The organism is Streptomyces sp. NPDC015139 (assembly GCF_043079785.1).
GTDB classification, from domain to species: Bacteria; Actinomycetota; Actinomycetes; order Streptomycetales; family Streptomycetaceae; genus Streptomyces; species Streptomyces albidocamelliae.
Genome location: NZ_JBIBUW010000029.1, coordinates 1 through 23,734 on the forward strand (window position 1 = coordinate 1; position 23,734 = coordinate 23,734).

Genomic DNA, 23,734 nt, shown 5'->3' on the forward strand with positions numbered 1-23,734 from the left:
CGGTGACTTCAAAACTCGTGAACATCACCCGACTGTGGATCTGGGCGCCTCCCAAACCCATGAACAACTGACTTCACAACCCGTGAATAAAGCCACACACCTGCACCTCCACCAGATCACCCGCGATCCGCAGATCCAGCAGCACCGGCCCGGCGGCGTACTTCTGCGCGTTGGTTACCAGCTCGCTCACCACCAGCTGCGTCAGCTCCACCGCCCGCTGGGAGACGCCGACACCGTGGTCGGCGCGCACGCGGTTCAGGAAGCCGGCGGCCATGTGCCGGGCCTCGGCAATGCACGCGCCCCGCCCGTCCAGGGCCACCGCGGCGCCCAGGGGGACGTCGCCATCAGGGTGGGGCGTCACGCTGCTCTCGCCCATCGGCACCCGTTCCATCCGCGCCGCCTCTACAACCGCACACTTTCCCGCCCGGCTACCCGTGAACCACGCGCGCAACCCCGCCAGTACGCCGACTGTTGCCTACGCCACACATCCGCGTCCACTCGTACGATGCCGGGCACCGCTCAGGGCAAAATGCCAGGTCGGAACAGTCATCGAGGACGCTGGGGAAAATCGTGACGGAGACCGAGAACGCCTACCGGCCGGAACCCCTGCAGGTAGTCACCGCCGATACCGGCGGCGTCACCGTGGTGACCGTGGCCGGGGAGATCGACCACCACACCGCCGCCCCCCTCATCGAGGCTTTGGAGGCCGGCAGCCACGGCGAGCGGCCCCGCGTCGTCATCGACATGCAGCAGGTCGCCTTCATGGACTCCAGCGGCATCAACGTCCTGCTCATCGCCCACCGCAACCTCACCGCCGCAGAAGGATGGCTGCGCCTGGCCGGCGTACAGCCCTCCGTCATGCGCACCCTGGACATCGTCGGCGTCGACCAGATCATCACCTGCCACCCCACCGTCAGCGATGCCCTCACTCTCTGACCCCACCCAAATCCCTGGCCGCGTTGGCTGGCGCCTACCCCACCGCCCCACGCAACTTCACGGCCGGGCCGGGATGCCCGGGCCCACTTGCCGGAGCCGGTCCGCCCGCACACCACCGCAGGCACCCCCCAGAGCTGACCAACAAAGGGGGTCTGGTCGTGGAATTGCAGGTGTGCCGTGGTCGGCTGGGGCCCGGCGCGCAGGTTCATGATGTCGGGCCTCGAAAAACAGGGCAGCGGACCCGGGAGAAGAGTTCCGGGCCCGCTGTGCCGCGCGTCGTGAAGGTGAGGCCCTTGGACGCGGTGGCCGTGCGACAACAGGTTGGCGATGTCGTCGCGGTTTCCTGACTGCGGCCGTGCCGGTATGCCGCCCGGCCGGCCACCTCCAGCTTGGCACCGCGGAGTCCAGACGGCCACCCGCAGCCCCCTTCGTCCTGGGGCGCTGCGAAGCCGTCCCGGCCGCCACCGGCAGCCTCATCATCAGCGGCGACGGCCGGGCTCCCCGGACCGGCAACACGCGGTCACCTGCACCCGGCAAATACCCCAAATTGCGCAAAGCATGCGGAATGGGCGGTACGCCGATGGAGGCCATAGACCGCCCACAAAGGACGGGTGCGGCCCGGACAGTGGGGGTCCCGGCCGCACCCGTGGTTCTCCGCAGAAGAATCCGGTGCGCAGCGTAGCCAGGCGTGCGTGCCGTGGGCGGGGGACGCGCCGCCAAGCAGGGCGTCCGCTCGGTGCGGGCCGGGAAGATCCCCCGCTGTTGGACAAAAGTTGTACGCTCGAATCATGAGCGTGGGATTCCGCCCTTCACCAGAGGACAACGAGATAATCCAGGCCCACAAGCGTCCCGACGAGTCGACCTCCGATGTCCTGCGCCGGGCTCTGCGCGCGCTCGACCGGGAGCGGTGGGACAGCCAGGCGCGCGAGGACATGGAGCGCATCGCGGCAAGCGGTGAGGACCTCTCCGACGAGCCGGACGAGTGGGGATACGACGAGGACGGTGCCCCCGCCGATCTTCGCGGGCGCAGCACCCCGACGTCCGACGAGAACGTCAAAGCCGGGGCGGAGACCTGGTACGGCATGAGCAGCTACCAGTCGGCTCTCAAGAGCATCCGAAGCACCGCCGGCCCGCTACGGACCGCGCTCTCGGTCCCCGCACTGGAATCCACGGAGATCGCCGACTTCCTCAGGAGCGTCGCAGGAATGACCTCCCCCGAGATGGATCGCCTCCTCGCCTACCGCGGGTCTTTCCTGCCTGCACTCTTCACCTCGTACAGCTGCACCCTCGACACGGACGACACGGAGAGCACCGAGAAGCCGGACGCCCCGGTACTTGCCACCCCCTTTGTCGCCGTGCTCGTTCCTGAGGCGTCCGACCGGCAGCCTGCCGGCGAACAGTCCCGCAGTCGTTCGCACAAGCGTCTGATCGCCGCCCGCGCCGCAGCACGCCGGGCCCACAAGCGGTGATCCGGGGCTCGGTGTACCCCGTGGATCTCGGGGACGTGAAACGCGGACACGAACAGCGAGGCCGGAGGTTCGGCATCGTCCTCAGCGACGCCCCCGACACCTGGTCAGCAGTCGTCATCGTGCCGACATCGACCAGGGCGCAACCGGCGATCTTCCGCCCCAAGCTCGTCATCGCCGGCCGGACGACAGTCGCCCTGACGGACCAGATACGCGCCATCGACACGCAGTTCGTGCGCGGAGAACCCGTCGACCACCTGACAGGCACGGACATGGCACAGGTCGAGTTCGCACTCGGCAGGCTCCTGCACCTGCGCATCAACCTCGACTACTAGACCTACAGCTCGAAGTCGAGCTGCTCAACATCGGTCAGCTCCACCTCCAGGCCAGGGGCACGGCGACCGGCAGCCTGCGCGCGGCTTCTCGGTTTCCTGCCATATGTGACAGGAAACGCGTTTTAACACCCATCACGCCGAGCGTCTTCTACAAAAAGCCCGATCGCTCTAGGCCGGTTGCGTCGAAACGAGTCCGGCCGACCGGTCTGGTCAACGTGACTGGGCACCTCACTTGGCGGATGAGTAGCTGGTTGGCGAGTCAGCCGCCGACCGGGGGAGCAACAGAGCCGTCCGGGCGTTCCGGCCACGAGGTGCCGAGATCGCGGCGCATGGCCACCTGAGCCGTCTCGGTCGCCGCGAGATAGGCGCGAAGGTGCCTGCCGAACTCCTGGTTCCCCCTGACTGTGCCCTTTGCGATCAGGTCGCGGAGATCGCGAACCCTCCAGAAAGCCTCATTGACCGGTTCCATGACCTCCCAAGGAGCGATCAGAGCAAGTTCGTAACTGAGCTTGTTTCGCTTTGGCGGACACCTTTGGTGTGGTGGTCAGGCCGCCAAGGCGGTCTCGTATTCGGCGGGACTGCGGTAGCCGAGGCTGCTGTGGATCCGGTGCAAGTTGTACCAGCTCTCGATCCACTCGAAGACCGCGGTGCGGGCGGTGGCTCGGCTGGGCCAGGGGCGGGTGTCGCCCAGTTCGTTCTTCAGAGTGGAGAAGAACGATTCGGCCAGGGCGTTGTCCCAGCACTGGCCGGTGCGTCCGACCGACAAGCGGATCCCGAACTCTGTTGCCAACGTGGCGAGTTCACGGCTGGTGTACTGACAGCCCCGATCGGAATGGAAGATCACAGGGCCGGACGGGCGGCGGGTGTGGCAGGCAGTCCGCAGGGCGTCGGCGACGAGTTCGGTGCGCAGGTGGTCGGCGGTGGCCCAGCCGACGACGCGGCGGCTGGCGATGTCGATGACGGTCGCCAGGTAGAGCCAGCCCTCGTCGGTGGCGATGTAGGTGATGTCGCCGCACCAGCGAGTGTCGAGGCCTGCCGGGTCGGGCTGAAAGTTGCGAAGGACCAGGTCAGGACGGTTGGCCGCGTGTGGATCCGGGATGGTGGTGCGGTGCCTGCGCCGTCGGTGCCGGCCCGACAGGCCGGCCTGCCGCATCAGGCGGGCCACCCGTCGGCGTCCGCAGCCGGCACCCTCGCGCTGAAGAATGGCGTGGACGCGCGGGGCACCATAGGTGCCGCGGGAACGCTGGTGAACAGTGGTGATCCGTTCGGTCAGCTCCGCGTCCCGCACCGCACGGGGGCCAAGGGTGCCGTTGCGGCGGGCGTAGTAGGCGGTCCGGGAGACCTTGAGGAGTTCACACGTCCGTTTGACGTTGTGACCTGCGGTTTTCTCCGCCTCGATGAACGGGTCCACGTTCACCGGGTCTCCGTCGCGAAGAAAGCCGTCGCACGCTTGAGGATGTCGACGTCCTCCCGCAGGCGGCGGTTCTCCCGCCGCAGTGCGGCCAGTTCCTCACGTTCACTGCTGGTCAGCCCGTCGCGTTCGCCGGCGTCGATCTCGGCCTGCTTCACCCAGTCGCGGACCGCGGTCTCGGTCAGATCGAAATCCTTGGCGACCTGACCGACCGAGCGGTCACCCCGCCGGCACAGCTCGACGATCTCGGCCTTGAACTCCGGCGTGAACGAGCGGCGAGGACGCGGCTTCTTCTTCCCCATGCTCTCCATGATGAACATCATCCCTCCGGGGCCGAAACCCCTGATCTCAGATGTCCTTCAAAGCGAAGCAAGCCCAAACGCAGCAGGTACAAGTTGCGGGACACGAAGACTTCGTGCGCCGCCGTTCGCAACTCCTGCGTCGGATGCTCCTCGTGTGCGAGCTCGTCCAGCCGCTGATAGACGTCTGACAGTGCTGTCATGAACGCCGCATACGCCTGCCGTCGCGTGTCCTGATTGAGGGCTGCACGGTCACGACGCCAGCGATGCCGATCAGCGAGCAGGGTGGACCCGACGCCAATCACAGCGCCGATCAGGGTGTTCACAGGAGCCAACCAGTCCATGCACCGGACCGTACGGTGAGACCAATCGGCAGTGAAGGCCGCCAAGTGAAGTGCTCAGTGTGCGACACGAAGTCGCTCCAGGTAAGTAAGTCCAGCCATGTGAAGGAGGTATCGATCGGCTGAACTTCGGGCCAGTGTCCAAGGTCCGTCCCCGCGCTCCCATGCGTCGCTGGTAACGGCGGGGTGTGAAGCGGAGCGTTCAAGCCCAAGAGCGTCCCGGCCATCGGGAGGCAACAGGTGAGGGGAAGGCTGGACGGGCGAACGCAAGTGAACCCTCGATGATGCCTCGTGACTTTAAGACCGCGTCGATGGCGTGTTGGCGGCGGTCACAGGACCCGGTGCTGAAAGGCACCAAGCGACCTTCGGGTAACTGAGCCCGGAGGGAGGACACCGCTGGTCTCGGGGTAGAGGGGGCGCCCACCCCAGCCGCGTCTTACTGGTGCGGAACGTGGAAACCCCGACGGGGTCCAAGCCCCGGCTTGGTAGGCCGACCGCAAGGAAGGCTGAAGTCCCCGGCGGGAGAAGGAAGATCCAAGAAGCAAAGGCCGGCGGGCCGAAAGGCCAGAGGAAACCGGGAGGCGGGACTTTCACCCGCTCTCGCATAACTCGCCGGATACGGGTCCTGGTGGCCCGGCCCGAAAGGGCGCCCACGTGGATCAGGTGAGCCTTTGAAGTCACCACTGCAAGGACGCTCGAACCGAGGGACAAGTTAGACACCGGAGGCGAACATGGAGATCACGACACCCGTCGTGACGCCCTCGCGCGCGGTGAACGGACCCGAGGACGACTTACTCGACTGGCACGGCATTGACTGGGCCACCTGCGAGGAGAACGTACGGCGGCTGAGGCAGAGGATCTTCAAGGCAACGCAGGAGGGGGACCTCAAGAAGGTCCGCAACTTGCAGAAGCTCATGCTGCGAAGCCGCAGCAACACGCTGGTCAGCGTGAAGCGGGTGACGCAGCAGAGCAGTGGTCGCATGACCGCTGGCATCGACGGGGAACGGGCCCTCACGCCGAAGGCGAGAGGACTGTTGGCGGCCGAGATCCATCGGTCGTCGACGCCCTGGAAGGCCAGGCCGGTCAAGCGCGTGTTCATCCCGAAGAGCAACGGGAAACAGCGACCACTCGGCATCCCGGTCATCCGTGACCGGGTCCTCCAGGCCCGCGTGAAGAACGCGCTGGAACCCGAGTGGGAAGCGCGGTTCGAGCCGAGGTCATACGGATTCCGGCCCGGCCGCAGCTGCCAGGACGCGATGCAAGCGATCTTCTGGACGGTGAAGGGCAAGAACCCGAAACGTCTGTGGGTCCTGGACGCGGACCTGTCGGCGGCGTTCGACCGCATCAATCACGGCCACCTCCTGACCATGCTCGGCCAGTTCCCCGCCAGGGACCTGATCGCGGGCTGGCTGAAGGCGGGCGTGGTCGACTGCGGCCGGTTCGCACCGACCGAGGAGGGAACTCCTCAAGGTGGTGTGATCAGCCCGCTGTTGCTGAATGTTGCTCTGCACGGACTGGAACAGGCCGCAGGGTGCCAATACACGGTTCGGGCCGGGCGCGAGCCCGGTGCCATGCCCGGCACTCCGGTGCTGGTTAGGTATGCCGACGACTTCGTCGTGCTCTGTCACGATGAGGAACAGGTGCACCAGGTCAGGGCCCGGCTGGAGGACTGGCTGGAGCCGAGGGGTCTTCGCTTCAACGAGGAGAAGACCCAGGTCGTCCACCTCGCGGAGGGGTTCGACTTCCTCGGCTTCACCGTCCGCCGGACGAGCCGAAACAAGCTGATCATCAAGCCGAGCACAGCGGCTTGCGCGAGGCTCCGGGCGCGATTACGGACCGAGATGAAGGCCCTGCACGGGTCCAATGCCGAGGCCGTATTGCGCAGGCTGATCCCGATCGTTCGCGGTTGGACGGCTTACTACCGGGCAGTGGCATCCACGACGACGTTCTCGTCGCTGGATCACTACATGTGGCGGCTGACCTTCAAATGGGCCAGGCGACGCCACCGCAACAAGTCGAGGTACTGGGTCGTGGACCGGTACTTCGGCCGGTTCCACCCGTCCCGGCGAGACCGGTGGGTGTTCGGCGACCGCGACAGCGGCGCCTTCCTCATCAAGTTCGCCTGGACCGGCATCGTCCGCCACCAGCTCGTCAAGGGCGGAGCGTCCCCGGACGATCCTGCTCTGACCGAGTACTGGCGGCACCGCCGTCGCAGGAAAGCGCCACCGCCGATGGACAAGACGAGTCTTCTCCTGGCGGTCCGGCAGCAGGGGCTCTGCCCTCTCTGCAAGCAGGCGCTGATCGTCGGAGCCGAGTACGAACCGGACAGCCCACGCGAGTGGATCAACTGGTTCGCGGCCTCGAAGAAGACGCTCCACAAGCATCACTTCACCTACCGACGAGACGGCGGCACGGACGAGCGGAACAACCTTCGTCTCGTGCACTCCGCTTGCCACCGCCAGCATCACGCTGGCGACGGCAAGCGGACCACATAGCCCTGCTGACCTGCGAAGCCCTTGGGGCTTGCTTGAGCCGGATGCGCTGAAAGGCGCACGTCCGGTTCTGAGGGGGCCGGGTCACGGCAACGTGATCCGGCTACCCGACCACAGTCAAGCAAGCGCGGCGCCTTCCTCCCAGCTGCTACAGCTCGAAGTCGAGCTGCTCGACGTCGGTCAGCTCGACCTCCAGGCCGTGGGCGCGGCGGCCGTTGTCGCGGAAGTAGACCTCGCCCAGGGCCTCGGCGGTGAGGGCGCGCAGCTGCTGCTCGCTGGCGCCGGCAGCCTGGGCGTCGAAGAGGCGGGCGGCGAGGTGTGGGGGCAGGGCGAGGGTGAGGTGGCGCAGGCGGGCGTCGTCCGTGGTGCCGGGCGCGGCGGTGAACCCGAACCGCGCCCGAGTGTCGATCATCAGACCGGTGGAGGTGGCGGCCTGGCGGCGGGCCTGCTCGCGGATGCGGGGCTGCCAGCGGGCGCGGACCGCGTCACGTGTTACATAGAGGTCCATGAAGACGGCACCGTGACCCACGGAGACCAGCGCGCCGCCTACGAGCGCGCGGTCGCCGGAAAGTCCCGCCTGTTCGCCGTGTGGCCCGGCCAGTGGTCGAGCGACCTCTTCGAGATCGATGATCTGGACGAGTTCGCCAAGGCACTCGGGGTCAAGCACGACGAGGAACGAACGGGCCTGAAGGACCATGTTCACGAGGTCGAATGGACCAAGGATCCATACGGTGACGACAATCCCCGCAGCCAGTACCTCGGCATCGACGTTATCCTCGCCTGCGGCTGCTCCATCAACGACCTGCGTACCTTCGCCGTGCAGATGAAGGAGCAGAGGGGCTGGGTGATCGCGACGAGCGGCGGTTGGTCGAAGCGCGGCAGGCCGAACGGGACGACGACATACTCCTTGCGCGCACGTCGTAGGAGCCTCACCGACTGAGAGTTGAGGCACGCCCTCATCCCAGCCCTTAATCGTGTCTTCTTCCGTCAGAGATGCCGACTGGGTGAAGGTGCTCAGATGGCGCCGCCGCCACTGTTCTGCGTTCGCGTGGGCGCCCGGCCCCTCATCCCGCCTCTTACAATCGCCCGCTGCTCTGGCGGGGCCGCCCGGGATCCCTTATGCAAATGAGCTCGAGCGCAACACGGTCGGCCTTGCTGCCGTCCTCGGGCGAGGGGGGCCAGGATCAGGCGGGATAACTCGGGGGATGTATAGCTGATTCGGGTGACAACGGTGACCGGAGTGACCACACTCTGTGCCTAACAGATCATCAGAAGCGTCGGGGGGTACCGCTGTGCCGGTCAAAGCGGGGGGCGTTGGGGAAGTACGGATCACAGCGGTGGGCACGGAGGATGAGCAGCTGCTGACCGCCGTCATCGGCCTGGGCGACCGCAACCGCAAGACGCTGGGGTTCTTGCCGCATGCAGCATTCCGGCAGGCTGCGCAGGCCGGAACGCTCCTGGCCGCCGTCGAAGGCAGCCGGCTGGCCGGCTACGCCCTGTACGGTCTGCCTCGCGACCGGGTACGCCTGACGCACCTGTGCGTTGACGACGGCTACCGCGGCCACGGCATCAACGCAGAGCTGGTCGAAGCCATCTCCGAGCAGCATGCCGACCGACTGGGCATCGTGCTCAAGTGCCGTAAGAATTACGGCCTGGAGAAGATGTGGACCCGGCTGGGTTTCCAGATGCGCACGGAGGTCGCAGGCCGCGGTCAGTCGCGTGAACCGCTTGTGGTGTGGTGGCGCAGCCACGGCCATCCCGACCTGTTCACCGACATCGAATCGCCGGCGCTGGTGACTGCGGCGATGGACTGCAACATCTTCGCCGACCTGCACAGCTCGCTCCCTCGAAACGGTGCTTTGGAGACGAAGGCCCTGGCCGCCCCCTGGCTGGTGGATTTGCTCAAACTGGTCGTCCTGCCTCAGCTCGTCACCGAGATCCACAATGGCAACCATGCCACCGAACGCAGAGCCCAGATCCATGCGCTGATGGGTTACCAGCACCCTGAACTCGAACAGATCAATGAGGACCAGGTACTCAGGGAATTGATCGAGGCAGCCTGGGAAGACCTGGGCATCGAGTTGCCGCGCACCCCCAATGACAACGCGGACCTTGCCTATGTCATCCAAGCCCGCGCCGCTGGCGTGCAACTGCTGGTGACCCGCGATGAGGGTCTGATCGCCCTCAGCCCTGTGGCGGAGAAGGTGTGCGGGGTACGGATCCTGGGGCCGACCGACAGCGTCCTGGCCATCGATGAACTGACCCGCGCGCAGGCCTACCAGCCCGGCAGCTTGCTCGGCACCGCCATGACCACGACAGCTGTCACCGCAGGCCAGGAACAGCAGCAGCTGGTCTTCCTCAACAAGCCCGCCGGGGAGAAGCAAAAGGCCTTCAAGAAGCGGCTGCGGGACTTCGCGGCCTCGCCGGGCCGGTGGATTCGGCAACAGATCACCGACCAGGACGGCCGTCTGCTGGCCACTTACTGCCACGAGACCCGCGACGGTGAACTGCACGTTCCGCTGCTGCGCGTGGACGAGCAGCATGCGCTCGGTGCCACTTTGGCCCGGCAGCTTCTGTTCCTGCTGCGCCAGCGCTGCCGCTCCGAGGGCGTTGAAGTCCTTCGACTGAGTGATCCATACCTGCAGCGGGCAGTCCTGGCAGCCGCCAAGGAGGACGCCTTCCGTTCAGCTGGCGACACCAGCCTCGTCGCGCTCGTCCTGGATCGGCTCACCGACACCCGGGCCCTCGACACACACGTGGCCGCACTTGCCCGAGGACTCGGCCTGACGCTGCCCCCGCTCACCGCTCCGCTTCCAGTCGCCGCCGCGTCCGCCGTCGAACACGCCTGGTGGCCGGTGAAAATCACCGACGCCGAGCTGCCCACCTTCCTCATTCCCGTCCAGCCGAGGTGGAGCTACGAGTTGTTCGGTTACCCCGAAGGACTTCTCGCGCGCGACCACAACCTCGGTCTCAGCCGCGAGCACGTCTACTATCGTTCCCCGATCCCGCGCGGGGAGACCGCACCAGCACGCATCATCTGGTATGCCAGCAGCGACGACACCATGAGCGTATCTGCTGTCTTTGCATGCTCCAGACTGGAGCAGTGCGTGGTCGACGACGGTGAGCGCCTCTACCGGCAGTTCAAGCACCTGGGCGTCTACGGTCGCAAAGATGTCCTAGCAACTTCCGAGAAGTACGCAGGACAGGCGATGGCCCTGCGCTTCTCCGATACCGCGCTGTTCCCATCTACGGTGTCCCATCGGCGACTTGTCGAGCTCGGTAGCCGGTACGGGCAGACCGTCAACGTACAGTCGGTCTTCAAGATCTCGCCTGATCTGTTCCGTGCCCTGTACGAGGAAGGTCATCGACTGCGGTGAACACGCCCGAACGAGCCCTGCTGCTTTCGCTCCACCCGCGGTTCGCCACAGCCATCCTCAGCGGCGACAAGACCGTCGAACTGCGGCGCCAGCGCGTCGCCGTCCCACCCGGCACACCGGTGATCATCTACGCCACCTCCCCCGTCATGGCTCTGACCGGAACAGCCCGCCTGACCGGCGTAGACACCGCCGCTCCCGGACAGATCTGGCGCCGACACCGCACCAACTGCGGCATCAGCAAGACCGAATACACCGCCTACATGGACGGTGCGGGCCACGCCTCCGCCCTCATGCTCGATTCCCCCCGCCCTCTGTCCAGCCCGGTCCCCCTCGACCATCTCCGCGTCACCAGCGCCTTCCATCCCCCGCAAAGTTACCGCTACCTCACCACCGAGAACCTGCAGCAGCTGGTCGCCGGACACGACGCCGCCGACGAACTCCTCGACCGGCTCTCTGCGCCATCGTCGCCTAGGCGCACACCTCACGCCGCGCCCCCGCAACCCATGACTGTGTCCCCGTCCAAACAGCCTGGCCCCCTGCACTCGGCAGCACTACCCGCCAGCGCGGCTCTGCGGTAACGGCACGCGGCGCAGCGCCCGCATGCCGCCGCACAGGGGCGCTCCTGGAGCGATCGAACTGCCGAGGCAGCCCCGCCGTGTCATGCCTGGGCGCTCAGCCGTCGAACGCGGCATGGAACTCGTGGGCGGGGCCGCCGCCGCGCCACTAGAGGTGGGGCCACTCGGTCCGTTCCCCAGGGGCCAACGAACCCCGTTCAAGACAGACGATCACCCCCCGCCCGGACCCGAGCGCCCTCCGGCCCCCTGAGCGGCCCGCATACGGTCACCCAGGGCCACAGGAAAGACCACGCACCGAGAGGACCGTGTGGCCGCCGTACGCCGTCGGCAACGGCGTGCCCATCCCGTCCTGACCGCACAGCACAGCGCCCCCGCTCCGATCCCTGGAGCGGGGGCGCAGTCGTGTTCCAGGCGGGAAAGGCCGACCATCCCGGACAGCACTGCGCCCCCCCCCGGGGGGCGCAGTGTGGCGGATCAGCCGTTCGCGCAGATCGCGTACACCGAGATCCCGACGTCTCCGTACCGGGTCTGCCGACCGATGCCGATCCAGCCCCGCCCGTCATCCGTCGGGAACGAGCCGGTGAGGATCGCGTCGGCGCCCTGCGCCTCAGCGCCTCCACCGACGGCGACCTTCCCGGCCGGGCAGTACACCGTCCGCCGCTGGAAGTTCGGCACGTTCGCGTTCGGCAGCTTCACCACCTGGTACCCGTCGACCACCGCGGCCGCCGCACGGGCCGCCTCCGGCTTCGCCGGCGCCTGGCTGTCCGACGCCTGCGCCGCCCACCCGACACCCGACACCAGGGCCACCGCCAGCGCGCCCGCCCCCAGAGCCTTCAAGCCTCGCATCGTGCTCCTTCACGTCCGGTGAAGCCCCGACGACCGGGACCCCATCGCGTCCGCAACCCTGCCGGGCCCACACCCCCCAGAGCGCCGCGTACGGGGCCAAACGCCCGGATGTGAGGAACGGAGAGCACCGGAGCCCGACACGCGCCCAACGCCCGCCCTCGAGCGCCCCGACCGGGCCGCCCGGGGATGCCCGACGGGGCCGGTCGGGGTCGATGCCCTGGGCGCGGACGAGAGCGGTCAGCAGGCGCTTGGTGTCGCCGACGTCCTGCCGCATCGCCCCAGGTCCTTCTCCACCGTGTCGAGCCGCTGAGCGATCGTCCGCTCACCGGGCGCGCCGATGGCGTCGGCGAGGGAGTCGATGTTCCCGAACGCGGTCGTCTGCTGCTCACGGATCGTCTCGAGCTGCGCGGTGTGTTCGGCGAGGGTGCGGCCTGTCCGGAACGCGTCCGCCTCGAGGGCCGTCAGGCGCGCGTCGTGTGTGATCGGCGCGGTGGCGGGAGGAGTGGGCCGGTGGGGGGTGAGGGTGGTCTGGGTGGCGCCGATGCACGCGGCTCGCCGTGCGGCGGGCAGGAGCCCGACGGCGTGGTCGGCGCCGCGCAGCAGCTCGGGGGCGGGGATGCCGTAGTGGGCGGCGAGCCGGTCGAGAGCGGCGAGCGACCAGGCCGTGGTCCCGGCCTGTTTGCGGCTGATCTGCCCCTGGCTCAGGCCCAGGCCGCGCCCGAGGTCGGTCTGCGTCTCCCCCGTCGCGTACATCAGGGCGGCCACGGTGAGCCGTAAATGCCGCGCCGTACGGGGCATATGCGTGAAGGGCTGCGAACCAGGACGGGGGTGACCGGTTCGCAGCCCATCGCTGCTGTGAAGCGAGCGATGGACCAACCATAATGATCTTCCGCAGCAACCCTGAATCGAACCAACTAGTTCCAGTCACCACCTTTGCATCACGGCCCGACGGCCGGGTCCGGCGGCTCTTTCGCCAACTGTTGGAGGCGGGGTTAGATATGGCTACAGGTCGAAGTCAAGCTGCTCGACGTCGGTGAACTCCACCTCCAGGCCGTGGGCGCAGTGGCGGTGAGGCGGGTGCCCATGTGCCGGAGCCCCCCGCGAGCCAGCGCCGCCGGCCGACGCATTCGGAGGCCCCGGCTGACGGTGGCCGGCCCGCTGGGTATTGGGGCCGGTGACCGCTTGGTGCCCTTGTGCGGCTAGGGCTGTTTCTGGTTGTCAGAAGCGAAAAAGAAGCCGAAGGCCGCACTGGCGAGAGCAACGACGGGAGTGAAGATCAGGCTCAGTTCGCGGAAGTCTTCGGAGGTGAACTTGGTCCAGTGCTTGAAAGTGAGGGCAAGCGTCGGCACGACTGCCAGTAGGGCAACGAGCTGCAGCAACCCGAAGGCGAGCTTGCGCCGGGTGAGTTGCTTGTCTCGGCGCTCCTCGTAGTCCGCGTAGCGGATGAAGTTGTCGGTCCCGCTGCCGGGTTGGGGGATGCTGTCGTCGCTCAACAGCTCACCCTGTTCGGTCATCTGGTTCGAGTCTTCATCTGCGCTCACGGCACCCCTCCCCGGGCTCGCACTCAGGTCCTGTCTCCACCGGGCCCAGCTGGTAGAGCGTCAGCTCGTCAGCGTTCGGCTCCGGGATGGAGGTCTCGGACCATTCCCCGTCATCGTCGCAGAGTTCGTCGACAGCGACCTCCTCGAGCAAACCGTCGAGGAGGTCAGGCACTTCTGATGGGTCAGGACCGTTTTGCAGTACATGGTCGGGTGCACGAAATCGGGGGCAGATGAAGTCCGTGTCCACGCTCACCAGCACACGAGCCCCTGCTCCGTTGGCGGTTCGCTGGGGCAGGTACGGACAGAAGACCGTCTCGTACGACGGCGTCTGATCGATCGTCATGTGCGCTGATCCCTTCGGCGAGACCCGGAGGCTCCAGTCCCAGGAGACTCGTTAGCCCCCAAGCAGAGCTTGGGGGCTAGCTTAGCACACTCGATGTAGATAATTTTAACCTCCTGTGTGCATGATCGACAACGTTGATGCGGGTTAGATGCACATCAGATCCACATCTGACCCGCATGGAGTAGTGAAGAAAGCTGCTTTTTTACTTGACATCTGACGCATGGAGGGCCACCATCGAGGCATCGTTCGTTTCGTTGAGTGCAGACGGTTCACGTCAGAGAGGGCGTAGGTATGGGCCAGCACACCCCTGACCGATCCCCCCTGCGCACATCAGAGCTCGTCGCGGGCACGGCAGGGGCCCACTGTCGCCCCGTTCGCAGCCTGCCTGGCGACTGACCTCGGGCGCTCACCGCTACTGAACCGACTTCTTCAACGTCAAAAAGGGGCCTGGCATGCCGACGGAGAACACAACAGACACCACGCAGACCACGACCAGGCTGAGCGTGAACATCAACACCGACACCGCGGCGTTCCTGAAGAGAAACAAGCAGCGGGGCATCTCCCTGACGGAGTCGATCCGGCGCGCCATCGCACTCATGGAACTCGTCGAGCGGGAGACGTCCGGCGGCAATCAGGTTCTGATCCGCTCGAAGAACGGTGACATGCGGCAGCTTCTGCTGTTCTGAGACAGTCCGACGCCGAGGGATGTTCGCTGCCCATCCTTGGCTGAGTGGGCTCGTGAACTGCTTTTTGCGCAGCTGCCCGGTGGGAGACGTCGCTCTTACGCGTCTTCCGCCGGGCGCCGGCGTCTCTGGGCCGCGCATGGAAGCCGCGTCAGCCGCTGGTAGCCAGGGTTCGCAGCGTCTGTGCGTGCTGAGTCAGCATGGCCTTCGCCTGTTCATCGCTGGGGTCGATCAGCAACAGCCTTGCTGAAGCATTCAGCGCGCGCACCGTCTTCGTGTGCTGTCTGCGCTCCCTGCGAGGCAGCGCTCTCCACGCGGCGTTGCCCTGAACAACGATGACCCGGACCGCACCAGCAAGACCATCAGCAGCCCCGCCGCGGGGAAACCGGATCCCGTAGCGCGCCGTAAGGGCATAGGACAGCGCCACGGCAACAACGACCAGTGCATCGAAAGCCATCCAAGCCTCAGCAGCAATCGCATGCCCGGTCACGTGCTGCGCCAGTCTCCCCGCGAGGCGGCCTCCCACCCCTAAGACTGCGCCCGCGATCAGCACCACTGCCAGAGGGACCACGGGCTCTTCCTCAATCCGCCATCCGGTGTGCGGCTTGGGAGCGCAGTACCGCGCCAGCCGGGCAACCGGGTTTGCCGGCTCAGCTATGACAACCTGATGTCCCCAGTTCGGCATCAACGCCCCCACACAGAAGTACTCGACAACAGCACTGCGTAAGCAGGCTAATTTATGCTCCCGTCCCGCTAGGCCAGTCCCCATCGGTGACATCCTTCGGGGGCGCTCCACACCGTCGCTGTCCGGGCTCTGGCATAACGTGCGCAGCGCCTGCGATCCGTCCGCCGCGCCACCCGACCCGCCGCCAGTGAGGCGGAATGAGCTGTGACGGGCAGGGCGGCTGAGGCACCTACGTGCGTTGCTGGGGCTGACAAAGCAGGCCTGCAGCGTTGATGCCGAGCCCATCGGCGCGAATCCGTACTGGAGTGAGGAGTGCGGTGGTGCGCCAGCAACGGTTGCTCCGCGATTCCGGTTACGTCTCATGATGCGTCGCGTCCTCACAGGGAGATGACGGAAAGCGGGTCAGTGGGTACATCCATGCAGACGACGCGCGAGGCCCGCATCGGGACGGACGACCAGGCGGTCGGCGTTGCGGGTGGCGAGACGCTGGACTTCGGCGTTGAGCGCTGGGGTGACCGGGGCCGGAGGTCGGTTGCGGTGGATGTAGGCGGCGAAGGTGCCGACCGCGCCGACGAACAGCTCCTCGACTGCAGGATCTTCGTCGACGTCAACGAGGTGGAGGAGAGCCTTGTGCCAGTGGTCGGCTTCGACGCTCTCGCCGCGGCCGTGGTGGAGAAGGTAGAGGCAGAAAGCAGATGTGCTGTTGCCGGCACCCGCGGTGAGCCGCCACCAGAACTGGGCGCTTTCGGGGTGGTCGGCGAGATAGAGCATGCAGGCGAAGACGTGGGCGCCGTCGACGTCGAGATTCTCGGTGTCCCTGTCCCGGGTCAACAGCCGGTGCGGAGCATCCGGGTCACCGATGACGGCGGCAAGCTGCTCGACGTGGGTGGCGGCTCCGGGCTGGTCCAGGCTCCAGGCAATGAACACCGCGAGGTCGTGCAGAGCGCGGGAGACAGAGGGAGCGCTGACGGCGGCGGGAAGATAGCCGGCGTCCAGCGCCAGGCGGTGCAGACCCGCAGCCACGTCGAAGCGGGACTGGCGGCCGCGCAGGCGGTATCCGGCAGCGGCAAGCACCTGTTCGGCGTGAGCAGGTTCTTTGACGGAATTCATGTCACTTGCTCCTTCGGACCCGTGCAGGCATGGCCTGTGCGAGGCGCTTTTTGGCGTTGCGGGTGTGGTAGTCGACGGTGCTGACAGTGACGCCGAGATACCAGGCGATGTCGTCGGCAGTACAGCCGCACAGGTAGCGAAGGACCATCACGTCGAACTGACGGGACGGCAGGGAGCAAAGGGCGCGGGCCACATCACTGTCCTCGGTCAGCTCGGTGAGGTTCCCCCGGTAGCCGATCAGCTTCTGAGAGATGACGGTGCGGCGCAGAATGGCCCAGGTCTGTTGGTGGAGGTTGCCCCCGGCCAGGAGTGCCGGCCAGTGTCGCAGGATCTCGATGAAAGCTCGGTGCACGGCGTCGTCAGCGGCCTGCTCGTCGTTGTGCACGGCCATGGCAAACCGACGATAGTCGACGTGGTTCTTCAGGTAGAGAGCCTCGAACTCGAGCGGGAAGGGCAGCACGGCGGGGGCCGCCACCGGGCTGCAACCCTGTCCCGCACAGGCGTCGTCGGTCATGAACCCTCTTCGTTGAGGCAGGAACGAACGGATCCGCCAGCACGAATGCTCGTGCCGGGGAAGCCATCTGACGGGTCCTATCGAAGCGGTCCAAACGGACGAACACGCATGGACGCCCGAGCGAATGTCACACAGTGATATTTGAATCCTGTACCAAATGATTCGCTACCACCCAGTAACGCAGAGTGAACAGCGCATTCACCAGAGGTTCATGCGCATGGTCTACACCTCTGCGATCCCGACTGTGTCCTACTTCACTCGCGGAACGTGCGAATCCGCTCGAACTCCCGCCACTCGAACGAGTGAACATCTCCGGTGTTCGCATATGAAACCAGGCTCGTGCCCCATGTCAGCGGCCCCTCGTTGGCTCGTCACCGGCTCCGGCGAGACAGTCAGCAAGGGGAGAGCGGTGGCGTGGGTACCACCCTGCGGCTGGGGAGACGACCCGTGGTCGTTCCTGCACCGGGCGGCGGCTGCCTACCGGCTTGAGGTCACCGACCTGACGAGAGCGTAGCGGTGGGCAGCCCCCAGGACCGGCGCAAGAGTGTGCGCCCCGACGGGGAGGCGCTGCTGGACGAGGCGGCACAGGAGGAGCTGACCGCGACTGATGCCGGGCCTCAGCGGCACCTCTGGCGGGTGCGTAACAGCGACCCCAACGTCCCGTCCTACCCCAAGGCGCTCCACGTCGGGATCGGGTTGGAGGAGGCCCACCGCGCGGCCATGGCGGCGCCGCAGCATGCTGCGGATCCAGACCGCGACCCCTGGGTCTCCCTTGGGCCGGGCGCGGGACGCGTCGGCGGGTGGTGGGGCAGGCCCGGTATGGGTCTGCCCCACCACCCCGGTTCGGGGGTGTCTGGTCAGCCGGTGGGCTTGGGGAGGGCCTGGCCGAGGCGGTGGACGGTGGCGATGGTGTCGGTGCGGGTGCGGTTGCCGTGTGCGTCGATGCCGAAGTGGCCGCTGGCGCCGGCTACCGCGTTGTTGCGCAGGGCGTACAGCTCGTTGCGGACGGCGTAGCGGTTGGGCAGGTGGGTGGGGCCGGCGCTGTGGACGGCGGCGTTGTGCAGGGCGGTGGAGGCGGTGAGGACGGCGTCGTGGGCGACGATAGCCCAGTAGCTGGTGGTCAGGTGGCGGGCGGGGAACTGCTGGTCGTGGTGGGGGGCGGTGAAGTTCTTCACGAACGCCTCGTACAGGCCGCGGTCGGGATTGCCCGGGCTGCGCAGCTGTGCGGGGCTCGGGAAGGACGCGTACAGCACGGTGATGGGTGCGTCGGTGGTGTGGAGTGCTTCGACCTTGGGGTCGAGGGATGCCGCGTCGGAGCCGGTGATGACGGTGATGGGCTGGGCGTGGCAGCTGCGCTGGGCGAGTGCGTCGAGGAAAGCGGGCAGGTACTTGACGCGGGCGGCGTAGTAGACGGTGTCGATGGTCTTGCTGGTGCCGCAGAAGTTCTGGCTGATGGTGGGCAGGATGGCGCCGGGTCCGCCGCGCGGGTCGAAGTCGAAGTCGGAGTTGGGGTCGAGGTGTTTCTTCAGGCCCGTGATGGTGCGGAAGCCCTTCTGCAGGGACTCGGTGTACAGGTCGCGGGTGCCGTTGGGGGTCACCTGAGTGCTGACCAGGGCCGCGGTGCGCCGGCCGGTGCCGAGTTCCTTGCTGATCGCGGTGAGCTGGTCGGTGTTGGACAGAGCGACCCGGGCCAGTCCCTTGATCGGCCCCTTGCCGTCGACCGCGCCGGTCGCGTCGAAGCCGTCCGCGGTGATCAGGTCCCCGATCATGGGCAGGTCGGCCTTGGCGAGTTCCCGGGTGGCGTCGACCGTTTCCTGCTGGCTCAGTCCCAGCCCGGCCACCGCCACCAGGTGCTCGCTGTCCTTGACGGACTTCAGCTGGTCGACGGCCGCCTTCCAGGCGCGCTCGGAGCTGCCCATCGACGCCACCAGCAGCCGGATCTTGGGCCGGCTGTCCTTCTTGTTCTCCTCCTCCACGGCCGTGTAGGCGCCCTCGAGTTCGGCCACGTACTGGCCCACCGTCAGCGAGTTGGCGTCCGCGGAACTCAGCGGCGTGAGGAAGGCGAACGTCACGTAGTCGCCGCCGTCGGTGACGTTGCTGTTCTCCGCGCCGATGGCCTTCATGACGGGCGCGAGGTCGTCGCCGAAGACGGCCGCGCCGTCGCGGCCGTCGGTGACGCCCGTGCACTCCCCGCCGGGCCCCGTCACCAGGTCCCGGCTGGACGTCCCGCAGTGCTGGTCGCGGAAACGGTCCAGGTCCGTCTTGTGCACCTGCCAGGCCACCAGGGCCGCGGTGAGGACGAGCACGGTGCCGACCGCCAGGCCGGCGCGCAGCCTGGCCCGGCGCCCGCCCAGCAGGCTCTGCCAGCGCCTGCCTAACCCGGCGGGCCTGCCGGGCTGCGCGGGCTGACCGTCCAGCGTCTCCCAGCACGTGAGCCACTGCGCCTGATCCGCCTCAGTTAACCCGCAGGCCGGCAGGTACTTGGCCACGAAGTCCCGCGAGGGCAGCGCGTCCTTCGTCAGCACGTTGTGGATCGTGGTGGTCGACAGGCCTCCCCTGCTGGCCGTCGCGATGGCCTGGTAACTCCTCGTCCCGCGCAGCTGCTTCAGCGCCTCGCGGAACTCCTTCTGGTCGTGTACGTGCAGCGGATCGGGGCCCTTGCCCTGCCCGTGCGATTGTTGCTGGGGGCTCTTCATCACGCACCCCCCGCCGGGCCGGCCGCCGGGCGCTGGGCGCCCGGCCACGGGCCGAGCTGCGCGACGGCGGCCGAAGCCGCCGCGATCAGCCCGACGACGTCACACGCCGCCTGCCCGCTGCGGACGAGGACGACGACGACCAGCAGGACGACCGTGAAGACGGCGATCCGGTGCAGCGGCGTGAGGCTCGCACCGCACAGCGCAAGGCCTGCGGGCCCCGTCTGCCGGCGGCGCCGGGACCGGTTCATGTGTACGGACACAGGTGTGTTCCCTTCCTGGGCACAACGAAGATCACTGAAAAGGCGCATCCAGTTACCGGCTGTGATGCGGCCCTGAGTCAGTCTGTGCCTTCGCCGGAACCGGGGAAAACCCTTCCGCTCAATCGGAATCAGCCCGGACAAGCACCGCCCGAATCCGAAAATGTTCCGTCCTTGAACAGCACGGCGTAAGGAATCATCCGGCGGCCCGCCCGGCGGAGCCCGGACCGTTCCGGCCGCCGCCGGCCGCAGCATGCCCCTCCGTAACACCGCCACATCCACCCGCACGCCCCTGACCAGCCAGTTCACCGTTCAGAACGGTTCCGAACCCATCCCGAACGCGGAAGATCTTGCGCGTCGGGCCACCCGATGGTGAGCTGAATAAGCGGAACCCCGCCCCCGAAAAGCGCCGCATCCACCTCCTTCCTGGGCACGGCAGCAACAAAAGGGCGGAAGAAAAGAGGGGGCTCCTGTTACCGGCAGGAGCCCCCCACCGCATTTACCCAGCCACGGAACGACCGCCCCGACCCAGCCGAAGTACATTCCACAAGCCCGGGCAGGGACGAACAGGAGCCGGTCCGGCTCCGAAGAGGCGGCACGCCGTGGGACGCGGAAGACGTACTGCTCGTCACTGTCTGCCGCTCCAGCTCGAATACCAAGCGACGAACGCGAGAACGATGCGCAGCCGCGCAGACACACCATGAGTGTGCGTTCCTCCGCCCGTGAGAACCGCCGCATGCCTTGGACCGACGCACTGAACACGTCCGTCCGGCGTCAGGGTCGGCGGCGCAGCGCTCTGTCACTGGCACCTTGCCGCCACCGCTGCATAGGTGAGGCGGCCCACCAGTTGGTGGGCCGCCTCACCTGTACAGCGGTAACGCCGGGGTATTACTGGCGTCACTTCTTCTTCTTGGCCGATTCATTGACGGTGGTCTTGGGGTGCCGCTTCACGGTCGTCTGCTTCACGAAACGGCCGGTGATGGCGCTGCGTCCGCGGTTGCCGCCGGTTGCCTTCTTGGGCATGACGTACCTCCTCCTAGAGAGAGTGTCTCGGATATGAAACACTGTATTGAGAGTAGATCAGCAGTGTTGTGATAGTCAATCACTGTCTCGGAAGTGAATCAGTCGCGAGGGAGGATGACCCCATGGCCAAGGGACACGTCGACGTGGAGAGGCTCTACGGAGCTCTCGACGCGCAGAGGAGCGCCCGCGGCCTGTCGTGGCGGCAGCTGGCCAAAGAGCTTGAGGTAAGCCCATCTCTTCTGTCGAGGATGGCCAACGGCCTACGGCCGGATGTCGACGCGTTCGCCACGCTGGTTCAGTGGCTGGCGGTGCCGGCCGAGCAGTTCATGGTGTCCGGCGAACAGCCGGCCGAGCGCGACGAGCCCGAACTGGTCACCCAGCTCGGCCCCTTGCTCCGCGCTCGGAAAGATCTGGAACCTGAGGACGTCGCTTACCTGGAGACTGTCATCCAGGCCACCGTGCGCCGCGTGAAGGCTCTCCCGCGGGACTAGGGGGTCACATGCAGAGAGGCTTCAAAGCCCAAGCCAAGCGCCTAGCTCTCGAAGTCAGACAGGAGCTCGGCCTTACTGCCCACGCTCGTCTGGACCCCTACGAACTGGCCGAGCTCTACGGTGTCCGGGTCTTCGCCCTGGACGACGTAGCTTCAGCTCCCGAGCTGGCGGGCGCCCTGCGCCACTTCACCGAGGTACGCCCCGAGGCCTTCTCAGCCGCAGTCATTCCCGTCGGACACGGCAGAGTCATCCTGGAGAACTCCGCTGCCGAACCGCCGAGACGAGCATCCACCCTGGCTCACGAAATGTCACATATTCTGCTCGAACACTCCTTCACGACCCTACTGCGCACATCGGGCAAGGAGTGCCGCGAAAGTGATCGTGAGCAAGAAAATGAGGCAGCCGAACTCTCCGGAGAACTCCTGCTACCCACCGAAGCAGCCCACCGTCTGGCCCGCCGCAGCGCCACCGACGAGGACGCCGCAGCACTTTTCGGAGTCAGCGTCGAGTTCGCACGCTGGCGAATGAACACCACAGGGGCACGCATCATCAATCGACGGGCCCGCGCCCGCCAAGGCCGCCACTGACTAGCCGCAACCCGTCGTGACCTACACCGATCCACTTCAGCTCACGCCTGCCGTTCCGCCGCTTCTTCCCGCGCGGCACAAAGCTGGGGAATCACGGCACAGCAACGATGGAGCACCGCCGCTCGCCTCGGCCACCCAACGCAACCAGACAGCTCCCCCACACAGCAGGGCAGGGGCGCTGTCCTCTGCCGCTCTCCTCGGGTCCCTCTTCAGGTAAGCGACAGTGCAGGCCAGGCCACAGAAGTCAGGTGGATTTCCGCGGAGGCTGGGCGCCAAGTGGCGAAGGGCCACCGCTGGTTCGGCCGCGCAGGCGAGGGCATCGCAGGGCGCGGCCCGTCGGGTCGGAAGGCCCTTCGTCTCGCACGGTCAGGGTGTGCCGGTTGCCTGCTTGGGTCCTGGTAGTCCTTCCAGGGGGAAAGCGTTGATGACGTCCTTGATGGACTGGGTGCGGGTGGAGGCGAACCAGGCCTGGGTGCGTGGGCAGACGTATCCGATGGCGGTCCTCATGTCCTTCAGGTCGAGGAGAAGATTCCGCGTGAAGACTGGTTCCAGGTGAGCGATCCGGTTGCGCAGCCAGTGCAGGCGAATGACTGGGCTTTCGATGTCGCTCAGCCGCTGGTGGGTAAGCTGCGGGAAGGCGTAACGGATAGCATCTCGCCACAGATCATGGGTGTAGCGCGTAGCCAGCATGAAGCGCCAGAAGCCGAGCGTGAGCTGAGCGATGATGTCACCGTCAGTGAGCGCAGGGGCCGAAGCACCCCCCGCGAGCTGGTGTTTCTTGGTCAGCGTTTCCTGCGCCCGCCCCCTCGCCTTCGCAAGGTCGTCTTTGCTGCGCGCAGTCAGCTGGGCGGGCGGGTTGGTCAGCCAGCTGCCCGTTCTTCCTTCTGCCCGGTGCCACAGAGCCATCTGCTCGTGAATGGCGTTGCGCAGGACGACCTCGAAGACGTGCAGGGCTTCGTAAAGCACCGCGGATGCTTCGACGTTCCATCGGTACAGCTTGATCGCTTCACGAGGCGAGCCTGCCGCCGCAACGTAGGGCGCCATGCGTGCGGGGGAGAAGCGGGCTATGAGGAGCTGCTCTGAGGAAATCTTCTGTTGTCCCATAGTGCGTTGCATCGTATAGTTGATGGCAGAAGACCCGCTTGGCCTCTGCATGCATGCTGACGGGTTAACGGCAGACCGAAGGTCCGCTGGCATCTAGGCCAGGGGGCCTTTGGCATATCTAGGGCCGCTCTGACCAGCGCAAACGACCGCACAATCGGCCAGCTCGGTCCGCGCTCGCCCGTCACAGCTCCCAGGCCGGGTACAGATAATGGATTCGGCACACGCCGGTGCTCCTGGGCGGGTGGATCGTTTCCTCAGAGTGTGAGTGCTTCGACAGGTGGCAGAGACGAGGCCGTGTTCGCGCAGCTGACGGGCGCCTACCGGCTGAGCGAAATCAGCACAGCAGAGTGCAGGTGGTGCGACGATCTGTTCAGCCGGCCAAGCGATCAGCTCTCTGCCGGTACCGTCAGGGAGCTGAGCAAGCGGATGCTCCGGGTACGCCTGGCCATGCTGCCTGTCGCCGTCCTCACAGTCGCAGCCGCCGTCCTCGTCGGCATGCTCAGCTGATCTTCCACTCTCAGCCATCGATCGCACTGCGGGAGCGCCAGCACTTGCAGGAGCGTTGGGGTATCGGGCGGGCGTGCCCGGCGCGGCCGCAAGGACACGTGGTTCAAAGGGCGCT

Annotated in this window: 27 protein-coding genes and 1 pseudogene; 11 read left to right on the plus strand and 17 right to left on the minus strand. The window is 66.7% G+C overall.

The annotated features are described in order from the left end of the window. Positions 1 to 73: 73 nt before the first annotated feature. Complete coding sequence (locus tag ACF08B_RS38825) at positions 74 to 376, minus strand: hypothetical protein (protein ID WP_392321754.1); 303 nt, start codon at positions 374 to 376, stop codon at positions 74 to 76. Positions 377 to 570: 194 nt separating this feature from the next. Between ACF08B_RS38825 and ACF08B_RS38830 the strand changes: the two genes are divergently transcribed. The 3 genes from ACF08B_RS38830 to ACF08B_RS38840 all read left to right on the plus strand — a co-directional run bounded on the left by ACF08B_RS38830 (position 571) and on the right by ACF08B_RS38840 (position 2,737). Further along, a complete protein-coding gene (locus ACF08B_RS38830; protein WP_392321755.1) occupies positions 571 to 936 on the plus strand; it encodes an STAS domain-containing protein in 366 nt (121 codons plus the stop codon). Between the two features lie 788 nt (positions 937 to 1,724). Next, on the plus strand, positions 1,725 to 2,405 hold the full coding sequence (locus ACF08B_RS38835; RefSeq protein WP_392321756.1) for a hypothetical protein: 681 nt from the start codon (positions 1,725 to 1,727) through the stop codon (positions 2,403 to 2,405). A gap of 11 nt (positions 2,406 to 2,416) precedes the next feature. Then, positions 2,417 to 2,737 carry a type II toxin-antitoxin system PemK/MazF family toxin gene (locus ACF08B_RS38840; protein ID WP_392321757.1) on the plus strand — a complete coding sequence of 107 codons (321 nt, stop codon included), beginning with the start codon at positions 2,417 to 2,419 and terminating at the stop codon, positions 2,735 to 2,737. Positions 2,738 to 2,996: 259 nt separating this feature from the next. On the opposite strand, the gene ACF08B_RS38845 is transcribed toward ACF08B_RS38840, so the two are convergent. From ACF08B_RS38845 to ACF08B_RS38860, 4 genes are all read right to left on the minus strand, one after another. Further along, positions 2,997 to 3,206, minus strand: a complete 210-nt coding sequence (locus ACF08B_RS38845; protein ID WP_392321758.1) for a hypothetical protein — start codon at positions 3,204 to 3,206, stop codon at positions 2,997 to 2,999. Between the two features lie 75 nt (positions 3,207 to 3,281). Then, positions 3,282 to 4,154 (minus strand): IS3 family transposase, encoded by an 873-nt coding sequence (locus tag ACF08B_RS38850; RefSeq protein ID WP_392321759.1) that lies wholly within the window; start codon positions 4,152 to 4,154, stop codon positions 3,282 to 3,284. Further along, positions 4,151 to 4,459 carry a transposase gene (locus ACF08B_RS38855; RefSeq protein WP_392321760.1) on the minus strand — a complete coding sequence of 103 codons (309 nt, stop codon included), beginning with the start codon at positions 4,457 to 4,459 and terminating at the stop codon, positions 4,151 to 4,153. Before ACF08B_RS38855 ends, ACF08B_RS38850 begins: the two co-directional genes overlap by 4 nt. Before the next feature lie 8 nt (positions 4,460 to 4,467). Beyond that, positions 4,468 to 4,791, minus strand: a complete 324-nt coding sequence (locus ACF08B_RS38860; RefSeq protein ID WP_392321761.1) for a hypothetical protein — start codon at positions 4,789 to 4,791, stop codon at positions 4,468 to 4,470. A gap of 728 nt (positions 4,792 to 5,519) precedes the next feature. Between ACF08B_RS38860 and ltrA the strand changes: the two genes are divergently transcribed. After that, complete coding sequence (ltrA, locus tag ACF08B_RS38865; protein WP_392321762.1) at positions 5,520 to 7,283, plus strand: group II intron reverse transcriptase/maturase; 1,764 nt, start codon at positions 5,520 to 5,522, stop codon at positions 7,281 to 7,283. 145 nt (positions 7,284 to 7,428) lie between these two features. Here the strand turns inward: ltrA and tpg are convergent. Continuing rightward, a pseudogene (gene tpg / locus ACF08B_RS38870) lies at positions 7,429 to 7,761 on the minus strand (telomere-protecting terminal protein Tpg); the annotation flags it as partial. A 39-nt stretch (positions 7,762 to 7,800) separates the two neighbouring features. Here tpg and ACF08B_RS38875 point away from each other — a divergent pair. The 3 genes from ACF08B_RS38875 to ACF08B_RS38885 all read left to right on the plus strand — a co-directional run bounded on the left by ACF08B_RS38875 (position 7,801) and on the right by ACF08B_RS38885 (position 11,235). Next, positions 7,801 to 8,220, plus strand: a complete 420-nt coding sequence (locus ACF08B_RS38875; protein ID WP_392321763.1) for a hypothetical protein — start codon at positions 7,801 to 7,803, stop codon at positions 8,218 to 8,220. 397 nt (positions 8,221 to 8,617) lie between these two features. Continuing rightward, on the plus strand, positions 8,618 to 10,657 hold the full coding sequence (locus ACF08B_RS38880) for a GNAT family N-acetyltransferase (RefSeq protein WP_392321764.1): 2,040 nt from the start codon (positions 8,618 to 8,620) through the stop codon (positions 10,655 to 10,657). Then, the gene (locus tag ACF08B_RS38885) at positions 10,654 to 11,235 is read left to right on the plus strand and encodes an ASCH domain-containing protein (RefSeq protein ID WP_392321765.1); all 582 of its coding nucleotides are present in this window, start codon (positions 10,654 to 10,656) and stop codon (positions 11,233 to 11,235) included. Before ACF08B_RS38880 ends, ACF08B_RS38885 begins: the two co-directional genes overlap by 4 nt. Before the next feature lie 471 nt (positions 11,236 to 11,706). Here the strand turns inward: ACF08B_RS38885 and ACF08B_RS38890 are convergent, their stop codons facing one another. The 4 genes from ACF08B_RS38890 to ACF08B_RS38905 all read right to left on the minus strand — a co-directional run bounded on the left by ACF08B_RS38890 (position 11,707) and on the right by ACF08B_RS38905 (position 13,962). Then, a complete protein-coding gene (locus ACF08B_RS38890; protein ID WP_392321766.1) occupies positions 11,707 to 12,078 on the minus strand; it encodes a hypothetical protein in 372 nt (123 codons plus the stop codon). Positions 12,079 to 12,315: 237 nt separating this feature from the next. After that, complete coding sequence (locus ACF08B_RS38895) at positions 12,316 to 12,876, minus strand: helix-turn-helix domain-containing protein (protein ID WP_392321767.1); 561 nt, start codon at positions 12,874 to 12,876, stop codon at positions 12,316 to 12,318. Between the two features lie 401 nt (positions 12,877 to 13,277). Continuing rightward, positions 13,278 to 13,619, minus strand: a complete 342-nt coding sequence (locus ACF08B_RS38900) for a hypothetical protein (RefSeq protein ID WP_392321768.1) — start codon at positions 13,617 to 13,619, stop codon at positions 13,278 to 13,280. Further along, the gene (locus tag ACF08B_RS38905; RefSeq protein WP_392321769.1) at positions 13,606 to 13,962 is read right to left on the minus strand and encodes a hypothetical protein; all 357 of its coding nucleotides are present in this window, start codon (positions 13,960 to 13,962) and stop codon (positions 13,606 to 13,608) included. Before ACF08B_RS38905 ends, ACF08B_RS38900 begins: the two co-directional genes overlap by 14 nt. Positions 13,963 to 14,414: 452 nt before the next feature. Between ACF08B_RS38905 and ACF08B_RS38910 the strand changes: the two genes are divergently transcribed. Beyond that, positions 14,415 to 14,648, plus strand: coding sequence for a hypothetical protein (locus ACF08B_RS38910; protein WP_392321770.1), 234 nt, complete (start codon positions 14,415 to 14,417; stop codon positions 14,646 to 14,648). A gap of 148 nt (positions 14,649 to 14,796) precedes the next feature. On the opposite strand, the gene ACF08B_RS38915 is transcribed toward ACF08B_RS38910, so the two are convergent. The 6 genes from ACF08B_RS38915 to ACF08B_RS38940 form a co-directional block, all read right to left on the minus strand. Next, on the minus strand, positions 14,797 to 15,216 hold the full coding sequence (locus ACF08B_RS38915; protein WP_392321771.1) for a hypothetical protein: 420 nt from the start codon (positions 15,214 to 15,216) through the stop codon (positions 14,797 to 14,799). A 516-nt stretch (positions 15,217 to 15,732) separates the two neighbouring features. Then, on the minus strand, positions 15,733 to 16,440 hold the full coding sequence (locus ACF08B_RS38920) for a hypothetical protein (RefSeq protein WP_392321772.1): 708 nt from the start codon (positions 16,438 to 16,440) through the stop codon (positions 15,733 to 15,735). A 1-nt stretch (position 16,441) separates the two neighbouring features. Then, positions 16,442 to 16,954: a sigma-70 family RNA polymerase sigma factor gene (locus ACF08B_RS38925; RefSeq protein WP_392321773.1), complete on the minus strand. Its 513-nt coding sequence runs from the start codon at positions 16,952 to 16,954 to the stop codon at positions 16,442 to 16,444. A gap of 857 nt (positions 16,955 to 17,811) precedes the next feature. Further along, a complete protein-coding gene (locus ACF08B_RS38930; protein WP_392321774.1) occupies positions 17,812 to 19,650 on the minus strand; it encodes a helix-turn-helix domain-containing protein in 1,839 nt (612 codons plus the stop codon). Continuing rightward, entirely contained in the window at positions 19,650 to 19,910 is a 261-nt protein-coding gene (locus ACF08B_RS38935; protein ID WP_392321775.1) for a hypothetical protein, read from the minus strand. The genes ACF08B_RS38930 and ACF08B_RS38935 overlap by 1 nt, the downstream gene beginning before the upstream one ends. An 894-nt stretch (positions 19,911 to 20,804) precedes the next feature. Next, positions 20,805 to 20,930: a hypothetical protein gene (locus tag ACF08B_RS38940; protein ID WP_392321776.1), complete on the minus strand. Its 126-nt coding sequence runs from the start codon at positions 20,928 to 20,930 to the stop codon at positions 20,805 to 20,807. 122 nt (positions 20,931 to 21,052) lie between these two features. On the opposite strand from ACF08B_RS38940, the gene ACF08B_RS38945 reads away from it, so the two are divergent. Continuing rightward, a complete protein-coding gene (locus ACF08B_RS38945; RefSeq protein ID WP_392321777.1) occupies positions 21,053 to 21,421 on the plus strand; it encodes a helix-turn-helix domain-containing protein in 369 nt (122 codons plus the stop codon). 8 nt (positions 21,422 to 21,429) lie between these two features. Continuing rightward, the gene (locus ACF08B_RS38950; RefSeq protein ID WP_392321778.1) at positions 21,430 to 22,008 is read left to right on the plus strand and encodes an ImmA/IrrE family metallo-endopeptidase; all 579 of its coding nucleotides are present in this window, start codon (positions 21,430 to 21,432) and stop codon (positions 22,006 to 22,008) included. A 366-nt stretch (positions 22,009 to 22,374) separates the two neighbouring features. Here the strand turns inward: ACF08B_RS38950 and ACF08B_RS38955 are convergent, their stop codons facing one another. Beyond that, positions 22,375 to 23,112, minus strand: a complete 738-nt coding sequence (locus ACF08B_RS38955) for a hypothetical protein (RefSeq protein ID WP_392321779.1) — start codon at positions 23,110 to 23,112, stop codon at positions 22,375 to 22,377. Positions 23,113 to 23,406: 294 nt separating this feature from the next. Between ACF08B_RS38955 and ACF08B_RS38960 the strand changes: the two genes are divergently transcribed. Then, positions 23,407 to 23,619, plus strand: a complete 213-nt coding sequence (locus tag ACF08B_RS38960) for a hypothetical protein (RefSeq protein WP_392321780.1) — start codon at positions 23,407 to 23,409, stop codon at positions 23,617 to 23,619. Positions 23,620 to 23,734 lie beyond the last annotated feature (115 nt).